Origin of the sequence: Thauera sp. WB-2 (genome assembly GCF_027594845.1) — a bacterium.
Lineage (GTDB): Bacteria > Pseudomonadota > Gammaproteobacteria > Burkholderiales > Rhodocyclaceae > Thauera > Thauera mechernichensis.
The window spans coordinates 2,964,832-2,982,028 of record NZ_CP088935.1 but is presented as its reverse complement, the minus strand read 5'-3'; the positions used below and the strand labels follow the sequence as shown (position 1 = coordinate 2,982,028).

General features: G+C 67.6%; 11 protein-coding genes. 8 read left to right on the top strand and 3 right to left on the bottom strand.

Annotated elements, in window-relative coordinates; all coding sequences use genetic code 11:
* Positions 1 to 28 precede the first annotated feature (28 nt).
* A complete protein-coding gene (locus tag LQF09_RS13620) occupies positions 29 to 1,078 on the top strand; it encodes an RNA methyltransferase (RefSeq protein ID WP_270068224.1) in 1,050 nt (349 codons plus the stop codon).
* 1,075 nt (positions 1,079 to 2,153) lie between these two features.
* On the opposite strand, the gene LQF09_RS13615 is transcribed toward LQF09_RS13620, so the two are convergent.
* From LQF09_RS13615 to LQF09_RS13605, 3 genes are read right to left on the bottom strand one after another with little or no spacing between them, the layout of a single operon-like run.
* Entirely contained in the window at positions 2,154 to 2,630 is a 477-nt protein-coding gene (locus LQF09_RS13615) for a DUF411 domain-containing protein (protein ID WP_002934254.1), read from the bottom strand.
* Positions 2,627 to 4,114: a heavy metal sensor histidine kinase gene (locus LQF09_RS13610; RefSeq protein ID WP_270068223.1), complete on the bottom strand. Its 1,488-nt coding sequence runs from the start codon at positions 4,112 to 4,114 to the stop codon at positions 2,627 to 2,629. Before LQF09_RS13610 ends, LQF09_RS13615 begins: the two co-directional genes overlap by 4 nt.
* On the bottom strand, positions 4,111 to 4,791 hold the full coding sequence (locus LQF09_RS13605) for a heavy metal response regulator transcription factor (protein WP_002934258.1): 681 nt from the start codon (positions 4,789 to 4,791) through the stop codon (positions 4,111 to 4,113). Before LQF09_RS13605 ends, LQF09_RS13610 begins: the two co-directional genes overlap by 4 nt.
* Before the next feature lie 160 nt (positions 4,792 to 4,951).
* On the opposite strand from LQF09_RS13605, the gene LQF09_RS13600 reads away from it, so the two are divergent.
* From LQF09_RS13600 to casA, 7 genes are all read left to right on the top strand, one after another.
* Positions 4,952 to 5,362 carry a copper-binding protein gene (locus LQF09_RS13600; protein ID WP_002934260.1) on the top strand — a complete coding sequence of 137 codons (411 nt, stop codon included), beginning with the start codon at positions 4,952 to 4,954 and terminating at the stop codon, positions 5,360 to 5,362.
* Between the two features lie 22 nt (positions 5,363 to 5,384).
* Entirely contained in the window at positions 5,385 to 6,647 is a 1,263-nt protein-coding gene (locus LQF09_RS13595; protein WP_270068222.1) for a TolC family protein, read from the top strand.
* 269 nt (positions 6,648 to 6,916) lie between these two features.
* Positions 6,917 to 8,236 (top strand): efflux RND transporter periplasmic adaptor subunit, encoded by a 1,320-nt coding sequence (locus LQF09_RS13590; RefSeq protein ID WP_443081782.1) that lies wholly within the window; start codon positions 6,917 to 6,919, stop codon positions 8,234 to 8,236.
* The gene (locus tag LQF09_RS13585; RefSeq protein WP_270068221.1) at positions 8,223 to 11,450 is read left to right on the top strand and encodes an efflux RND transporter permease subunit; all 3,228 of its coding nucleotides are present in this window, start codon (positions 8,223 to 8,225) and stop codon (positions 11,448 to 11,450) included. The genes LQF09_RS13590 and LQF09_RS13585 overlap by 14 nt, the downstream gene beginning before the upstream one ends.
* Before the next feature lie 262 nt (positions 11,451 to 11,712).
* On the top strand, positions 11,713 to 12,762 hold the full coding sequence (locus LQF09_RS13580; protein ID WP_270068220.1) for a helix-turn-helix transcriptional regulator: 1,050 nt from the start codon (positions 11,713 to 11,715) through the stop codon (positions 12,760 to 12,762).
* The gene (gene cas3 / locus LQF09_RS13575; protein WP_270068219.1) at positions 12,762 to 15,536 is read left to right on the top strand and encodes a CRISPR-associated helicase Cas3'; all 2,775 of its coding nucleotides are present in this window, start codon (positions 12,762 to 12,764) and stop codon (positions 15,534 to 15,536) included. Before LQF09_RS13580 ends, cas3 begins: the two co-directional genes overlap by 1 nt.
* Positions 15,533 to 17,188 carry a type I-E CRISPR-associated protein Cse1/CasA gene (casA, locus tag LQF09_RS13570; protein WP_270068218.1) on the top strand — a complete coding sequence of 552 codons (1,656 nt, stop codon included), beginning with the start codon at positions 15,533 to 15,535 and terminating at the stop codon, positions 17,186 to 17,188. The genes cas3 and casA overlap by 4 nt, the downstream gene beginning before the upstream one ends.
* The last annotated feature ends 9 nt before the right edge of the window (positions 17,189 to 17,197 follow it).

Below are 17,197 nucleotides of genomic sequence, written 5' to 3'. Positions count from 1 at the left end.
CGCCGCTGCAGTGCTAGCATCGCGCGCCATGATCATCGACGCCATCCGCCAGCGCCTGCGTACGCTCGGCGCCCGCCCCAGTCACGAAGGCCGCTTGCTGCGCGCCTGGCTGCAGGGGCGCGCGCTCGATGCCGGCCCGCACACCGACTCGAACCGCTTTCCCAAGGCCTTGCAGGCCGCCTTGCCCGCGCTCGAAGCGGAGCTGCTCGCGCTCGCCCGCGTGCGCTCCGAGCACCCCGGTGAGGACGGCACCCGCCTGCTGGTCGAACTTGCCGACGGCCAGACGGTGGAGAGCGTGCTGCTGCCGCGCGACGGCCTGTGCGTGTCCACCCAGCTCGGCTGCGCAGTAGGCTGCGTGTTCTGCATGACCGGCAAGGATGGCCTGCTGCGCCAGCTCGGCAGCGCCGAGATCGTCGCCCAGGTGGCACTGGCGCGCCGCCAGCGCCGGGTGCACAAAGTGGTGTTCATGGGCATGGGCGAGCCGGCGCACAACCTGGACGCGGTGGCTGAGGCGATCGAACTGCTCGGCACCGAGGGTGCCATCCCGCACAAGAACCTGGTGCTGTCGACCGTCGGCGACATGCGTGTGTTCGAGCGCTTGCCGCAGATGCAGGTCAAGCCTGCACTCGCGCTGTCGCTGCACACCACCAAGGCGGCGCTGCGCGCGCAGCTGCTGCCGCGCGCACCGCGCATCGACCCTGGCGAGCTGGTCGAGCTCGGCGAAGCCTGGGCGCGCGCCACCGGCTATCCCATCCAGTACCAATGGACGCTGATCGAAGGTGTCAATGACGGCGAGGACGAGATCGAAGGCATCGCACGCCTGCTTGCCGGCAAGTACGCGGTGATGAACATGATCCCCTTCAACACCGTCGACGGCCTCGCCTATCGCCGCCCGGATGCCGAGCGTGCCGCCGCCATCGCACGCAGCCTGCACCGCCGCGGCATCCTCACCAAGCTGCGCCAGTCTGCCGGGCAGGACGTCGATGCCGGTTGCGGTCAGCTGCGCGCGCGCGAAAGCAAGCTGGCATTCGTGCGCAGGGAAGAGAAGCGCGCCGTTCGAGGGCAGCTGCCCGGTTGAAGCGCTCTTGCCCCGCCCGCCCCAACCGCAAACCGCAGCGCGTGTCGCGCCCCCCTGTAGGAGCGGCGCCAGCCGCGAGGGGTTGAAGGCGGCGAGGTGTGTCGCAAGCCCCGAAAAGCTCGCGGCTGGCGCCGCTCCTACAGCGGGCGACGTGCGTGACGGTTTCCCGTAGGAGCGGCACCAGCCGCGAGGGGTTGAAGGCGGCGAGGTGTGTCGCAAGCTCCGAAAAGCTCGCGGCTGGCGCCGCTCCTACAGCGGGCGACATGCGTGACGGTTTCCCGTAGGAGCGGCGCCAGCCGCGAGGGGTCGAAGGCGGCGAGGTGTGTCGCAAGCCCCGAAAAGCTCGCGGCTGGCGCCGCTCCTACAGTGGGCGACGTGCGTGACGGTTTCCCGTAGGAGCGGCGTCAGCCGCGAGGGGTTGAAGGCGGCGAGGTGTGTCGCAAGCTCCGAAAAGCTCGCGGCTGGCGCTGCTCCTACAGCGGGCGACGTGCGTGACGGTTTCCCGTAGGAGCGGCGCCAGCCGCGAGGGGTTGAAGGCGGCGAGGTGTGTCGCAAGCCCCGAAAAGCTCGCGGCTGGCGCTGCTCCTACAGTGGGCGACGTGCGTGACGGTTTCCCGTAGGAGCGGCGCCAGCCGCGAGGGGTTGAAGGCGGCGAGGTGTGTCGCAAGCTCCGAAAAGCTCGCGGCTGGCGCCGCTCCTACAGCGGGCGACATGCGTGACGGTTTCCCGTAGGAGCGGCGTCAGCCGCGAGGGGTTGAAGGCGGCGAGGTGTGTCGCAAGCTCCGAAAAGCTCGCGGCTGGCGCCGCTCCTACAGTGGGCGACGTGCGTGACGGTTTCCCGTAGGAGCGGCGCCAGCCGCGAGGGGTTGAAGGCGGCGAGGTGTGTCGCAAGCCCCGAAAAGCTCGCGGCTGGCGCCGCTCCTACAGCGGGCGACATGCCTGACGGTTTCCCGTAGGAGCGGCGTCAGCCGCGAGGGGTTGAAGGCGGCGAGGTGTGTCGCAAGCTCCGAAAAGCTCGCGGCTGGCGCCGCTCCTACCCTGAAACGCGGCGTGTGGGCGCCACCGGTGGTTGGGCTCAGTGGCTGGCGAACACCGCTGTCCTGCCTTCGGCGTCGAAACTGACCACGTCGTAGCGCTCGGCCGGGTAGGGGCCTTCCATGCCGGGCGAGCCGAGCGGCATGCCGGGTGCCGAGATGCCGGCGATGGCAGGCTTGTCGGTGAGCATGCGGCGCACGTCGGCTGCAGGCACGTGGCCCTCGACCACATAGCCGCCCACCGTGGCCGTGTGGCACGAACCCAGCGCCTGCGGCACGCCGGCCTCGTGCTTGATCTGGCCCATCTGGCTGGTGGCCACTTCCTTGACCCTGAAGCCGTGCTCGCGCATGTGCTCGGCCCACTTGCCGCAGCAGCCGCAGTTGGGGTCCTTGAACATGACGACTTCGTCCCCGGCTGCGAAGGCCGGGACGACAGTGGCGAGGCTGAGCAGGCCGGCGGCGACGAGGCTGCGCAGGCCCGGTACGGGCGATGGGGTCGATGGGGTGGATGGTTTCATGGTGCAGACTCCAGTGTGGATCCATGGGGCGCGGCGGTATGCCGCGCTGCGCTGAGGTTGGCCGGCAGGCGCAGGGTGAAGGTGGTGGTGCCGCGCGTCGTGCCTGCTGCCATTGCGCTGTCCGCCCAGATGCGGCCGCCGTGCGCGTGCACGATCGAACGCGTGATCGCGAGGCCCAGACCGGCGCCTTCGCCATGGCTGCGGCGGTCGGCGCTGCCGCGGTGGAAGCGGTCGAAGATGCGCTCGATCTGTTCGGGGGGGATCGGCTCGCCGTCGTTGTCGATGCGGACCTCCGCCTCGCCGCCGTCGTGCCGCAATCCGATGCGGATGTTGCCGCCCGCCGGCGTATGGCGCAGCGCGTTCGACAGCAGGTTGGAGAGCGCCCGGCGCAGCATCAGGCGGTCGCCGCGCACGCTCGCCGTACCCTCGACTACGATGCGCACCCCCTGCGCCTCGGCGAGTGCGTCGTAGAACTCGATCAGCGCCGTGGCCTCGTCGGCGAGTGCGACGGCTTCGCTCGCACCGGGCAGACGGCCGTCCTCGGCCTGGGCGAGGAAGAGCATGTCGGCGACCATGCGTGCGATGCGCTCGAACTCCTCCATGTTGGAGGCCAGCACCTCGCGGTATTCGTCTGTGCTGCGGCTGCGTGTCAGCGCGACCTGGGTCTGCGTCATCAGGTTCGACACCGGCGTGCGCAGCTCGTGGGCGATGTCGGCGGAGAAGTCCGACAGGCGGCGGAAGGACGCTTCCAGGCGCGCCAGCATGCCGTTGAAGGCTTCGACCAGTTCGCGCACTTCGGCGGGGGCGTCGTCCTCGACCAGGCGCTCGTCTAGACGCTGGGCCGACAGCTGGCGGGCGGTGGCGCTGACTCGGCGCAGCGGCGCCAGGCCGCGGTGAGCTGCAAGCCAGCCGAGCAGGGCGGCGGTGATGGCGGCGAGCGAGATGCCCAGCCACAGGCCGCGGCGCAATTCGTCGAGGAAGTGGATGTGGTGCGAGACGTCGAGTGCCACCAGCGCCGTCATGTCCGCAGCACCGTCGCTGCTGCTGGCGTGTCCTTCCATGCCCGCCTGCAGCGTGATGCGTTCGGCGCGGCCGATGACCTGGTGGCCCCCTTGTGTCCACGGCACACTGCCGGCAGGCAAGTCCTTGCCGGCGAGCTGGGCAGGCGTAAAGAAGCCTGGCTGGATTGCATGTAATACGCGACCCTCTGCGTCGAGCAACAGCATCGCCACCATGTCGTGCCCGGCGAAGGCGTCGTCAAGGCGCGACAGGCGTTCGGCCAGCGGTAGCACGGCATCTGCGCCCTGCAGCAGGTTGGCGACCAGGGTGAGCTTTCCCACCAGCTCATGGTCGTCCAGTTCCTGAAAGTGGCGCTCTACCGCACGGCCGATGACGACACCGACCGTGATCAGCAGGCTTGCCGTCAGCGCCGCGAACAGCAGCGCGAGGCGGGCGGTCAGCGACAGGCCGGGTGGCAGCCTCATGCTTCCTCCGCCGCCTCCAGCACGTAACCCATGCCGCGCACGGTGCGGATGAGCTTGGGCTCGAAGGGGTCGTCCACCTTGGCACGCAGCCGGCGTACCGCGACCTCGATGACGTTGGTGTCGCTGTCGAAGTTCATGTCCCACACCTGGGAGGCGATCAGCGAGCGCGGCAGCACCTCGCCCTGGCGGCGCAGCAGTAGCTCGAGCAGGGCGAACTCCTTGGCGGTGAGCTCGATGCGCTGGCCGGCGCGGCTGGCGCGGCGACGCAGCAGGTCGAGCTCGAGGTCGGCGGCGCGCAGCAGCTCGGGCTCCTTGTTGCGGCTGCGGCGCAGCAGGGTGCGCACACGCGCGAGCAGCTCGGAGAACGCGAAAGGCTTCACCAGGTAGTCGTCGGCGCCGAGTTCGAGCCCGCGCACGCGGTCTTCCACCTGGTCGCGTGCGGTCAGGAACAGCACCGGCATCTCGCGCCCGCTGCGGCGCAGGGTCTGCAGCACGCCCCAGCCGTCCAGCGTGGGCAGCATGACGTCGAGCACGACCAGGTCGTAGTCGCCATTCAGTCCCAGGTGCAGGCCGTCCAGCCCGTCGCGGGCGAGATCGACGACGAAGCCGGCCTCGGCCAGGCCCTGGCGCAGGTAGTCACCGGTTTTCGGTTCGTCTTCGACGATGAGGATCTTCATGGCGGGCATTGTGCCTCGCGCGATCGCGACAGGGGAAAGCTGACAGGAATGTAATGCTCCCGTCAGCCTGGTGTCGGCTGGCGCTACCCATACTGCACCGAACCCCAGCAGTGGCGGGCGGGCCGGCGTGTGCCGGCACGACACGACAAGGAGAGCGACGATGCAGACCAAGCCGGCAACGATTCACACCACAACACTCACCCGAGCCTCCACCGCGACCCTGGCTGCGGGCGCCATCATTGCGCTGTGGCTCGCGTCAGCACCGGTACAGGCCCAGCAAGGGCATGACGCCCACCACGGCCACGGCGCCCCGGCAGCGGCAGCGAAGGCTGCGGATGCAGCCCAGTTCGCGCCCTCCGAGGGCGAGGTCAAGCGCCTCGACAAGGCCGGCAAAAGAGTGACGATCGCCCATGGCCCGCTCGAGAACCTCGGCATGCCGCCGATGACCATGGCCTTCGAGGTCGAGGACGCTGCGGTGGTCGATGCACTCAAGGTCGGCGATCGCATCCGCTTCATCGCCGGTAAGGAAGGGCGCCGCTACACCGCGCGCGACGTCGAGGTCGTGCAGTAAGCACGCGGCACAGGAAGATTCCATGAGCGCCTTCATGCGCCTGGCGAGCGTGTTTGCCTGCCTCGCCACCAGTGGCGTCGCGCTTGCCCAGCCGATTGCGCCGGGCGCGGACGTCGACAGCCTGCTCGCGCTCGTCCGCCAGGACAACCCGGCCTTTGCCGCCGAGGGCTTCGAGACCGATGCGGCGCGCGAGCGGGTGGGTGCGGCGGGGGCGCTGCCCGACCCGCGCTTCACGCTCGAGCTGATGGACGTCACCAACACCATGAGCGGGGGCTCGCCTTCGGTGCTGCCGGGCCGGGTCGGCGAGACCCGCTACCGCATCGTTCAGCCCCTGCCGGGCTGGGGCAAGCGCGCGCTCGAGACCGAGGCCGCCGTGGCCAGCGCCGCGCAGGCCGAGGCCGCGCGCGATGGCGCCTGGCGCACGCTGGAAGCCGCCATGCGCTCGGCCTGGCTGCGCTACTACCAGGCCGAGCGCGAACTGCAGTTCAGCCGTGAGCAGCAAGGCTTGCTGAGCAGCCTCGAGGCGGCGGCGCTCGCGCGTTACCGCAGCGGCGAGGGCAGCCAGCAGGATGTGCTGCAGGCCCAGCGCGAGGCGAGCGCCCAGCGCCTGGGCGTGCTCGCCATCGAGCAGCGCCGCCAGGCCGCGGTCGCCCAGCTCAATGCCCTGCTCGGGCGTGCGCCCGATGCGCCACTGGCCGCGCCGCTGGCGCCGGCGCCGCTGCCTGCCCGGCTCGAGTTCGCCGCCCTGGTCGAGCGTGCGCGTTTGGCCCACCCCGAGGTGCGCGCCGAGGCGGTCGGCGTGGACGCGGCGCGCATCGAGCGCGAACGCGCGCGCCGCGAGCGCCAGCCCGACTACGCAGTCGGCGTTACCTACAACCGCCCGCGCGAGGGCCGCGAGTCCTGGGACCTGATGTTCGAGGTGATGATCCCCTTGCAGCAGGGCGTGCGCGACGCGCGTCAGCGCGAGACCGCGGCGCTCGGCCTGGCCGCCGAGGCCCGCCGGCGCGCGGCTGAGACGCGCATCGCAGGTGAGTTGGGGGCGGCGTGGTCGTCCTGGCGGGCAGCCAGTGACAGCCTGCAACTGCTGCGCTCCACCCTGCTGCCCCAGGCACAGGCCGGGCGCGACGCAGCGCGCGCGGGCCTGGCCGGCAACCAGGTCGGTATTGGCGAGGTATTGATGGCCGAAGGCCAGGTGCTCGACACCCGGCTGGCCCTGCTGCAGGCGGAGATCGAGGCGCGCATGGCGCTGATCGAGCTGCAGCGACTGTCTGGAGAGCTTGAGTGACCGATTACATGAAACCCGCTGCGGGGCAATCTGCGGCGGAGGCAGGCGAGGCCAAGGCAGGGCGTGGCGCGCTGCGCGTACTCGCCCTGTTGGCGCTGGTGGCGGCAGTGGGGGGGGCGGGCTACTGGGTGGGCAGCAGCGTTGCGGGTCCGGTCCATGGCAGTGCTGCGCAGGTCGGGAAGGAAGCGGGCAGCGGCGCAGTCGCTGCGGCGACGAATACCGGCGCCCCTGCCAGCGGCGAGCGCCAGATCCTCTACTACCGCAACCCGATGGGCCTGCCCGACACCTCGCCGGTGCCCAAGAAGGACTCCATGGGCATGGACTACATCCCGGTTTATGCCGACGAGGCCAACGACGATGCCGGCACCGTGCGGGTGAGCCCGGCGCGCATGCAGACCCTGGGCGTGCGCACGGCAACGGTGGCGCGCGGCACGCTCGATGCGGTGCTGCGTGCCAGCGGCCGGGTGGAGATCGACGAGCGCGCGCAGGTGGTGGTGGCGCCGCGCTTCGAGGGCTGGATCGAGCGCCTGCATGTCAGCGCGGTGGGCGACGTCGTGCGCCGCGGCCAGCCGCTGCTCACGGCCTGGAGCCCGGCGCTGCAGTCGGCGGGCGAGGAGGTCCGCATCGCCGAGCGCCTGGTGACCGACAGCACTGCCGACCCCGAGGCCCGCGCCGCCGCCGTGCGACTGGCCGAGGCCGCGCGCGCGCGCCTGGCCAGCCTGCAGGTCGCCGGCCAGGCCGCACCGCGCCAGACCCTGCATGCGCCGGCCGACGGCATCGTGCTCGAGCGCATGGCGACCCAGGGCGCGCGCTTCACGGCGGGCGAGGCGCTGTTCCGCATCGCCGACCTGTCGCGGGTGTGGGTGATCGCCGATGTGTTCGAGCGCGACGTCGGCCGCGTGCAGGTGGGTGACCGGGTGGCGGTGAGCGTGGATGCGCTGCCTGGCCAGCGCCTGGAGGGCCGTATCGGCTACGTCTATCCGACCCTGGATGCCGGCACCCGCAGCACCCCGGTGCGCATCGAACTCGACAACCGCGCGGGCCAACTGCGCCCGGGCATGTTTGCCACCGTGGACCTCGCGCCCGGCGCCGCGCGCGAGCGCCTGCTGCTGCCGGCCTCGGCACTGATCGAGGACGGCGAGCGCCAGGTCGTGCTGCGCGCGCTCGGCGAGGGCCGCTTCCAGCCGCAGCCGGTGCGCATCGGCGAGCGCGGCCGCGAGCAGGTCGAGGTGCTCGACGGCGTCGCCGAGGGCGATCGCGTCGTCGTCTCGGCCAACTTCCTGATCGACTCGGAGAGCCAGCTGCGCGCCGCGCTCGCCGGCATGGGCGATGCGCCGCCCGACTACCCGAGCCACGACACCCGCGGCGTGTTCGAGGAAGCCTTCGAGGACGGCGTCAGCCTCAGCCACGAGGCCATCCCGGCGCTGGGCTGGCCGGCCATGACGATGGACTTCAGTCTGGCCGAGCCGGGGCTGGTCGAGGGCCTGCAGCCGGGCATGCCAATCCGCTTCAGCTTCGAGGACCGTGGCCCGGGCGAGTATGTGGTGACGCGTATCGAGCAGGTGGAAGGCGAGCATGCGGGACATTGACATGACGGATGCGCAGCGTGCGCCAGCGCAGGGGGAGCGGGATGCTGACGTGGCGCCTGCGGGTGGCTGGCTCAGTCGCCTGATCGACTGGTCGGCACGCAACGTCTTCCTGGTGCTGCTCGGCACCGTGCTTCTCATCGGCGCCGGCCTTTACGCCGTCAAGCACACGCCGCTCGATGCGCTGCCCGACCTGTCGGACGTGCAGGTCATCATCTACACCGACTACCCCGGCCAGGCGCCGCAGGTGGTGGAGGACCAGGTCACCTATCCGCTCACCACGGCGATGCTGGCCGTTCCGCAGGCGCGGGTGGTGCGCGGGTTCTCGATGTTCGGCGCGTCCTATGTGTACGTGATCTTCGAGGACGGCACCGACATCTACTGGGCGCGCTCGCGCGTGCTCGAGTACCTGAGCACCGCCGCCGCCCGCCTGCCCGCCGGCGTGGCGCCACAGATCGGGCCGGACGCCACCGGCGTCGGCTGGGTGTACCAGTACGCGATCACCGGCAAGGACCTGTCGCTGGCCGAGACGCGCAGCCTGCAGGACTGGTACGTGCGCTATCCGCTCACCCAGGCCCGCGGCGTAGCCGAAGTGGCCAGCGTGGGCGGCTTCGTACGCGAGTACCAGGTCACCATCGACCCCTATCGCCTGGCCGGCTTCGGCATCGGCCTGGAAGAGGTGGGGCGCGCGATCCGCGAATCCAATCGCGACGTCGGCGGCCGCGTCATCGAGCTGGCCGAGCGCGAGTTCATGGTGCGCGGCCGCGGCTATCTGCGCAGCGTGGCCGACATCGAGGACATCGCGCTCAAGGTCGATGGTGCGGGCCGCGGCACGCCGGTGCGGGTGGCCGACATCGGCCGTGTCGAACTGGTGCCGGCCGAACGCCGCGGCATTGCCGAACTCAACGGCGAGGGCGAGGTGGCCTCGGGCATCGTCATGGCGCGCTTCGGCGAGAACGCACTCGAGGTGATCAGGAACGTGCGCGAGAAACTGGCCGAGATCGCGCCCGGCCTGCCCGCAGGCGCCGAGATCGTGCCGGTGTATGACCGCTCGACGCTGATCGAGCGCGCGATCGACAACCTCAAGTCGACCCTGCTGGCGGAGAGCCTGATCGTCGCCGCGGTGTGCATCGTCTTCCTGCTCCATGTGCGCAGCGCGCTGGTGGCGATCGTGACCCTGCCGCTGGGCATCCTGGTCGCCTTCATCGGCATGCAGGCGCTGGGCATCGGCTCCAACATCATGAGCCTGGGCGGCATCGCCATCGCCATCGGTGCCATGGTCGACGCCTCGATCGTGATGATCGAGAACGCCCACAAGCGGCTTGAGACCCTGCGTGCCGAGGCCACCGCCGCCGAGCGCGCCGAGGTGCTGATCGGCGCCTGCCGCGAGGTGGGGCCAGCGCTGTTCTTCTCGCTCCTGATCATCACCGTGTCCTTCCTGCCGGTGTTTGCGCTCGAAGGCCAGGAAGGGCGGCTGTTTTCGCCGCTGGCATGGACCAAGACGCTGGCCATGGCGGGCGCTGCCTTCCTGTCGGTGACCCTGGTGCCGGTGCTGATGCTGTTCTTCGTGCGCGGCAAGATCGTCCCCGAGCAGCGCAACCCGATCAACCGCCTGCTGGTGTGGCTGTACCGCCCGGTGATCGCGCTGGCGATGCGCTTCAAGCTCACCACCGTGCTGCTCGCCCTGGTGGCGATGGCGGTGACGCTGATCCCGGCGCGCCAGATCGGCAGCGAGTTCATGCCCACGCTGGACGAAGGCGCGATCTTCTACATGCCGGCCGGCCTGCCCGGCATGTCGGTGACCGAGGCCGGACGCCTGCTCGCCACCACCAACCGCATCCTCAAGAGCTTCCCCGAGGTCGAGTCGGTGTATGGCAAGGCTGGCCGCGCCAACACCGCGACCGACCCGGCGCCGCTGGAGATGTTCGAGACCGTCATCAACCTCAAGCCGCGCTCGGAGTGGCGGCCGGGCATCACGGTGGATGCGCTGATCGGCGAGATGGATGCGGCGGTCAGGTTTCCCGGCCTGGCCAACTCGTGGACCATGCCGATCAAGGCCCGCATCGACATGCTCAGCACCGGCATCCGCACGCCGGTGGGGGTCAAGGTGTTCGGCCAGGACCTGGAGACCCTGGAGCGGGTGGCGAAGGAGGTCGAGGCCGTGGTGCGTGCCGTGCCCGGCACCTCCAGCGCCTACGCCGAGCGCGTTGCCGGCGGCTACTACGTCGACATCGAGCCGCGCCGCGACCAGCTCGCGCGCTACGGGCTCACCATCGACACGGTGCAGATGGCGGTGGCGACCGCGCTCGGCGGCGAGACGGTGACCACCACCGTCGAAGGCCTGGAGCGCTACAACGTCAGCGTGCGCTACCCGCGCGCGTTGCGCGAGGACCCGGCGCGCATCGCCGCCCAGGTGCTGGTGCCCACGGCCAGCGGCCCGGTGCCCCTCGGCCAGCTTGCCGAGGTCAAGCTGACCCGTGGTGCCCCCGCCATCCGCACGGAGAACGCCGCGCTGGTCGCCTATGTGTATGTGGACACCCGCGAAGCCGACATCGGCCGTTTCGTGCAGCGCGCGCAGCAGGCCGTGGCCGCCGAGGTGAGTTTCCCGCCGGGCTACTACGCCGCCTGGAGCGGGCAGTTCGAGTACATGGAACGTGCCAAGGAAAAGCTCACCGTTGTGGTTCCGCTGACGCTGGCGCTGATCTTCGTGCTGCTCTACCTCAACTTCCGCCGCCTGGCCGAGACCTTCATCGTCATGCTGTCGGTACCCTTTGCGCTCATCGGTGGCGTGTGGCTGATGTGGTGGCTGGGCTACCAGATGAGCGTGGCGGTGGCGGTGGGCTTCATTGCCCTCGCCGGCGTGGCGGCCGAAACGGGCGTGATCATGCTCATCTACCTCGACCACGCCTGGCAGCGCATCCGCGCCGAGCGTGCCGCGCGCGGTGAAATACCCAGCATCGCCGACCTCTACGCCGCAGTCATGGAAGGCGCCGTCGAGCGCGTGCGCCCCAAGATGATGACCGTGATCACCATCATCCTCGGCCTGCTGCCGGTCATGCTCGGCACCGGCACCGGCAGCGAGGTCATGAGCCGCATCGCCGCGCCGATGGTGGGCGGCATGGTGTCCTCCACCGTGCTGACGCTGGCGGTGATCCCGGTGCTGTATGCGCTGGTCAAGCAGTGGGAGCTGCGGCGGGAACGACGTACGACCGCCTGATTCGCGGCGCGCGTATCGCCTGCCGTAGGAGCGGCGCCAGCCGCGAGGGGTCGAAGGCGACGGGGCGTGTCGCATGCCCTGAAAAGCTCGCGACTTGCGTCGCTCCTACCGAGCACCACCATGCGCGTCACCCGCCGTGGGAGCGGCGCGAGCCGCGAGCCTTTCATGCCAAAGGCCTCTGTGCCGCTTGCCAAGTGCATGCTTCATAAATGGCCGATAGACTCCAACGGAATATGCTGTGTCATGCTTCGTGGAGTCGCCCATGGGTCCCGCTGATCGCCTTGTAAGGATTCGAAGCCTCTTCTCCCGTTCGAAGATCGTTTCGCGCTTCACGTTGCTTGATGAACTGGGCGTCTCGCCCGCGACGCTCAAGAGGGATCTTGCCTTCCTGCGCGACAGCATGAATACCCCGATCGTCTGGGATCGCGATGCGGCGGGCTATCGCATCGACCCGTCGCAAACGACGGGGGCCCAGATCGAACTGCCCGGTATGTGGTTCTCCGACAAAGAGATTCACGCGCTGCTCACCATGCAGCACCTCCTCGCAAACCTCGACCCAGGCGGATTGCTCGCGCCGCATGTCGAACCTTTGATCCAGCGGCTCAATAAGCTCCTTGGCGCAGCCGACAACCCAGCAGACGAGATCCGCCGCCGCGTGCTCATCGTCGGGATCGGCAAGCGTGCGATGAAGCTCACCCACTTCGAAAACATCGGCGCTGCCTTGCTCGGCCGCAAACGCCTGCGTATCCGCTACTACGCACGTGGCAGGGACGAGGAGAGCGAGCGCGAGATATCCCCGCAGCGGCTGGTTCACTACCGTGAGAACTGGTACCTGGACGCCTGGTGCCACCTGCGCGGGGGCCTGCGCAACTTTGCCGTGGATAGCGTACGTCGTGTCGAACTGCTGGAGCGCGCCGCAAAGGATGTGCCCAACAAGACGCTCGACAGCGTCCTCGGCCCGGGCTACGGCATCTTTGCAGGCGGTGCGGTGCAAACCGCAAGGCTGCGCTTCTCCCCAGAGCGTGCGCGCTGGGTCGCCAGTGAGCATTGGCACCCGGACCAGCGCGGCGCGTTCGAGCCCGACGGCAGCTACATACTCGAGGTCCCGTTCTCGGATCACCGGGAGCTGATGATGGACGTGCTCAAGCATGGACGGCATTGCGAGGTGCTGGGGCCCGAGGGGTTGCGGAAGCGGGTGGCGGAGGAGGTTGTCTGCATGGTGAGGAGTTTTTCGGAGCTTGCAGTGCAGGCTCATCCCGTGAGCCTTGGCCCATCCAGAATGCGTGGAGCTAACAGTCAGGATGAGATTTGATGTCAGCGCGGCATTTCGGCTATTGGGGCAAAGCGCACCCGTCGGGAACGGATGGTGACGGGTATCATCTTTTGCCATATCACTGTCTCGATGTGGCTGCCGTGGGCGTCACGCTTCTAAAGCGCTCGCCTGCGTTGAGCGCTCTCTTCGCCAGGGCGCTCGGCTTGGCTGAGGATCAACCGCTTTACTCGTGGTTCGCATTTGTTCTCGCCACGCATGACCTTGGCAAGTTCGCTGAATCGTTTCAGGGGCAGCGCGCTGATCTGGTCAAGTATCTCCGGGGGCGCGAGGCCGACTCCGGGAAGCCGTATAGCGTCCGCCATGACACGCTGGGCTGGCTGGTCTGGGATCAGCACCTCAAAGACCGCGCGGTCGATCGACGCTGGTTTGGGCCCGACAGCGAAGATGTGCTGGACGGTATCGGTTGGTGGGTGCGGGCCTGCACAGGGCATCATGGTTTACCCCCTGACTCTCGGGGGCACTGGCGACACCATTTTTGCCCGGAGGACGTCTCATCGATCGAAGACTTCCTGGAGGAGATTCGCACTCTCTTTCCGCTGGATGGAATCAATAGCGCACATACAGCACTCGGGACTGAAGCGTTTGAAGAGCGGAGTCGCGATCTTGCATGGTGGTTTGCGGGAGTCACAGTGCTTGCAGACTGGATTGGGTCGAACACACTGTTCTTCCCCTACCGTTCGGAGGCGATTCCACTCGGGGAATACTGGCAGGAAGCGCAAAAATACGCAGATGCGGCTATCGAGGCGGTCGGCGTGTTGCCGGTGCCATGTCGCGAACGCAGCTTCGCTGAGCTGTTCGCCGAGATCGCCAGGCCCTCTCCCTTGCAGGCATGGGCGATCGATACACCTCTCGCATCCGCACCGCAAATCCACCTGTTGGAGGATGTCACCGGCGCCGGCAAAACAGAAGCGGCCGTCATGCTCGCGCACCGACTGATGACTAGTGGCTGTGCCGATGGCTTCTTCGTCGCGCTGCCGACCATGGCCACTGCAAACGCGATGTATGGGCGTATTGCGGAGGTCTATCGCAAGCTGTTCGAAGGCAATCCCAGCCTCGTGCTGGCACACGGACAGCGCGCTCTGGTCGAGGCCTTCGCCGATTCCGTCCTGCCAGTCGGGCAGGACGAACGCGACGCGGCACAGCAGGACGACACTGCCACCGCACGCTGTAACGCCTGGCTTGCCGATCATGCCAAGCGTGCGCTGCTTGCGCCGGCCGGCGTCGGCACCATCGATCAGGTCCTGCTCGCCACCCTTTACAGCAAACACCAGTCCCTGCGTCTGCTGGGCCTCTTTCGCAAGGTGCTGATCATCGACGAGGTGCACGCCTGCGATGCCTACATGCAGCGTGTGCTCGAAACCGTACTGACCTTCCACGCCATGGCCGGAGGCAGCGTCATTCTCCTGTCGGCAACCCTGCCCGAACAGATGAAGCACGCCTTGTTCAGTGCCTTTGCACGCGGGCGCGGTGCGGACCCTTTGCCTCGCGCCTCTTCGCCAGGCTTTCCGCTGGTCACGTCCTGGCACGAGGGGCAAACGAATGCCGTACTCGAGCCCATCGTTGCGCGCGAGGCGGTGTGCCGGGATGTGGCCATTCGCTACGTCGCTGACGAGTACGAAGTGGTGAGTGCCATCCGCCGGGCGCTCGCCCAAGGCAAATGCGTGTGCTGGATGCGCAACACGGTCTCCGACGTCCTCGCAGCCCACGCGCACTTTGAGAACGAACTCGACGCGGATCACCTCATCGTGTTCCACGCGCGCTTCGCCCTGCAGGACCGGCTTGCCACCGAGAAACGCATTCTCACGCACTTCGGAAGGTCCAGCACACCAGCCCAGCGCGCGGGCAGGCTGGTGATCGCTTCGCAAGTCGCCGAACAATCTCTGGATGCGGACTGGGACATGGTGATCTCCGATCTCGCCCCCATAGACCGCCTGATCCAGCGCGCTGGCCGATTGCAACGCCACCCGCGCGACACGGATGGCGCGCGGCTTGCCGACCCGCAGGCGACCGACCAGCGAGGCCAGCCCTGTCTGTGGGTGCTCGGTCCGGCCTGGAGCGAAACTCCTGCCGCAAACTGGTACAAGCAGGCCTTCCCCAAGGCCGCCGCTGTCTATCCCCATCACGGTCACCTGTGGCTGACCGCCCGAGCGCTTCAGCAAGGCCGCATCGCCATGCCAGAGGATGCCCGCGCGCTCATCGAAGGTGTGTTTGGCAAAGGCGCCGAACTCCCGTCCGGCCTGCAGGCCAACGCCAACCAGGCCGACGGCGCCTACTTCAGCGACCTCAGCGTCGCGCAGCAGAACACCATCAAGATCGCTGACGGATACATACGCGGCGGCATCGACTGGTGGAGCGAAGCCAAGACACCCACCCGCCTGGGCGAGGCGAGCATGACCGTCTTGCTGGCCCGCTGGGATGGTGACCGGCTGCGACCCTGGGCTGAACATGGGAACCCGCGCCACGCCTGGGCCTACAGCAGCGTGAAAGTGGCCGAGCGGCTGATTGCACGGCGCGTACCGGAATCAGATGGCGCCAAAGAACAGTTGGTGAAGGACGCAGAAGCGCTGCTGCCGGACAAGGGGAAATGGTCGGTCGTGCTGGCGCTGCAGGCAACCGCCGAAGGTTGGACGGGCACGGCCTTGTCGATGGAACAGGACAACAAGCCTTCGAGACCTCTGCGCTGGCGCTATGACCATGTCCGTGGGCTGGAGCAGATACAAGACGCCGAACGGTTCGAACAGGAGCAGGAATGAACCTCATCGAAGACCACTGGATGCCCGTGCGCCGCACGGACGGCTCACGCGACTGGATTGCACCGCCGCAGCTTTCGGACCCCGACATCATCGCATTCGACGCCGACCGCGCGGATTTCAACGGTGCGCTGATGCAGTTCGCCATCGGCCTGCTGCAGACGACGGCGCCAATAGAGAGCCCGACGGCTTGGAGGCAGTTGCTCACCACTCCACCCGACGCACAGACCTTGCGCGACTGGTTTGCCCCCGTGGTCGAGGCCTTCAAACTGGATGGTGACGGCCCGCGCTTCATGCAAGACTCAACCGTATTGCAGGATTCTCCCGAGACCTATCCGATCAGCGCGCTTCTTATCGATGCTCCCGCTGACAACACTGTCAAGCTGAACAAGGATTTGTTTGTCAAGCGCGGACAGGTGGAAGCACTATGCCCCATATGCGCTGCAGCGGGGCTATTCACTCTTCAGACGAACGCGCCCGGGGGTGGTCCTGGCTATCGGACTGGATTGCGAGGCGGCGGCCCCTTAACGACGCTTATCCTGAGTGCATCGAATAGGGAACTTTGGTCAAACATCTGGCTGAACGTCTTACATCGCCCCTTGCACCTCGAACGAAATGGGCGAACAGACAAGGCACAGAAGCATTTCCGCTTTCCGTGGTTGGCCGATATCAGAACCCTTCAGCGGGACAAGCACTGGGAGATAAATCCTGAGCAGGTTCATCCCGACCACGTGTTCTGGGCAACTCCTCGGCGCATTCGCTTTGATTTCGACAACCTGGAGCGCGGCATCTGCGCTTTGTGCGGACAGGAGTCCTCCAAGCTGATCAGCAGGTTTGCGGCCAAGAACTATGGCCACAATTACAAAGGTGCTTGGGAGCATCCTCTTTCACCGCAGTACGAGACAAAGGGCGAGTGGCTGCCACTTCATCCTCAGCCTGGAGGAATAGGTTACCGACACTGGTTGGGATGGGTGCTTGGCATGCCAGATGCCAAGAATAAGCAACGGCCGGCACGTGTCGTCACCCACGCGATCGAGTCACGACATCGGCAACTGGGCGGAACCCTTCGGCTATGGGCGTTCGGTTACGACATGGACAACATGAAAGCGCGCTGTTGGTACGAGTCCACGTTGCCTTTGTACGCTTTGGGCGAGTGCAGCAAATCAGCCTTGGGTACGCTTGCTCCGGCCATCGCCACAATCATCGAAGCCTCGGATGCTGCGGCCGACTACCTCAATGACGCGGTCAAGAACGCATGGTTCGCGGAATCGCAAACAAAGCGGTGGCCCGCGGCGCGTAGCCAGCAGTTTCTCTGGAATGTTCAAAGCCACTTTTGGGCTCGTACAGAGGCTGCCTTCTATTCGAAGCTTCAGCAGTACATCGAGGCAGTCCGGCAGGACGAAAGTGCCGACCCCGATACGCTGGAAAGCCGGCAAGCCTGGCACCACGCCCTGCGTAGCGCCGCCTTGGATTTGTTCGACACCACCTTCGTCGGCGCTGGCCCCATCGAGCGACAGAAGCCACGGCGCGTGGCCGAAGCCCACCGGCAACTGTTGAACAGCCTGAACGGCAAGAAGATGCGCGAAGTGCTGCGTCTGCCTGCCGCCGACAAACCCGCAGCCGGCCGCGGCAAGCCCGCGACGGCAGACGTCTGAGGAGATCCC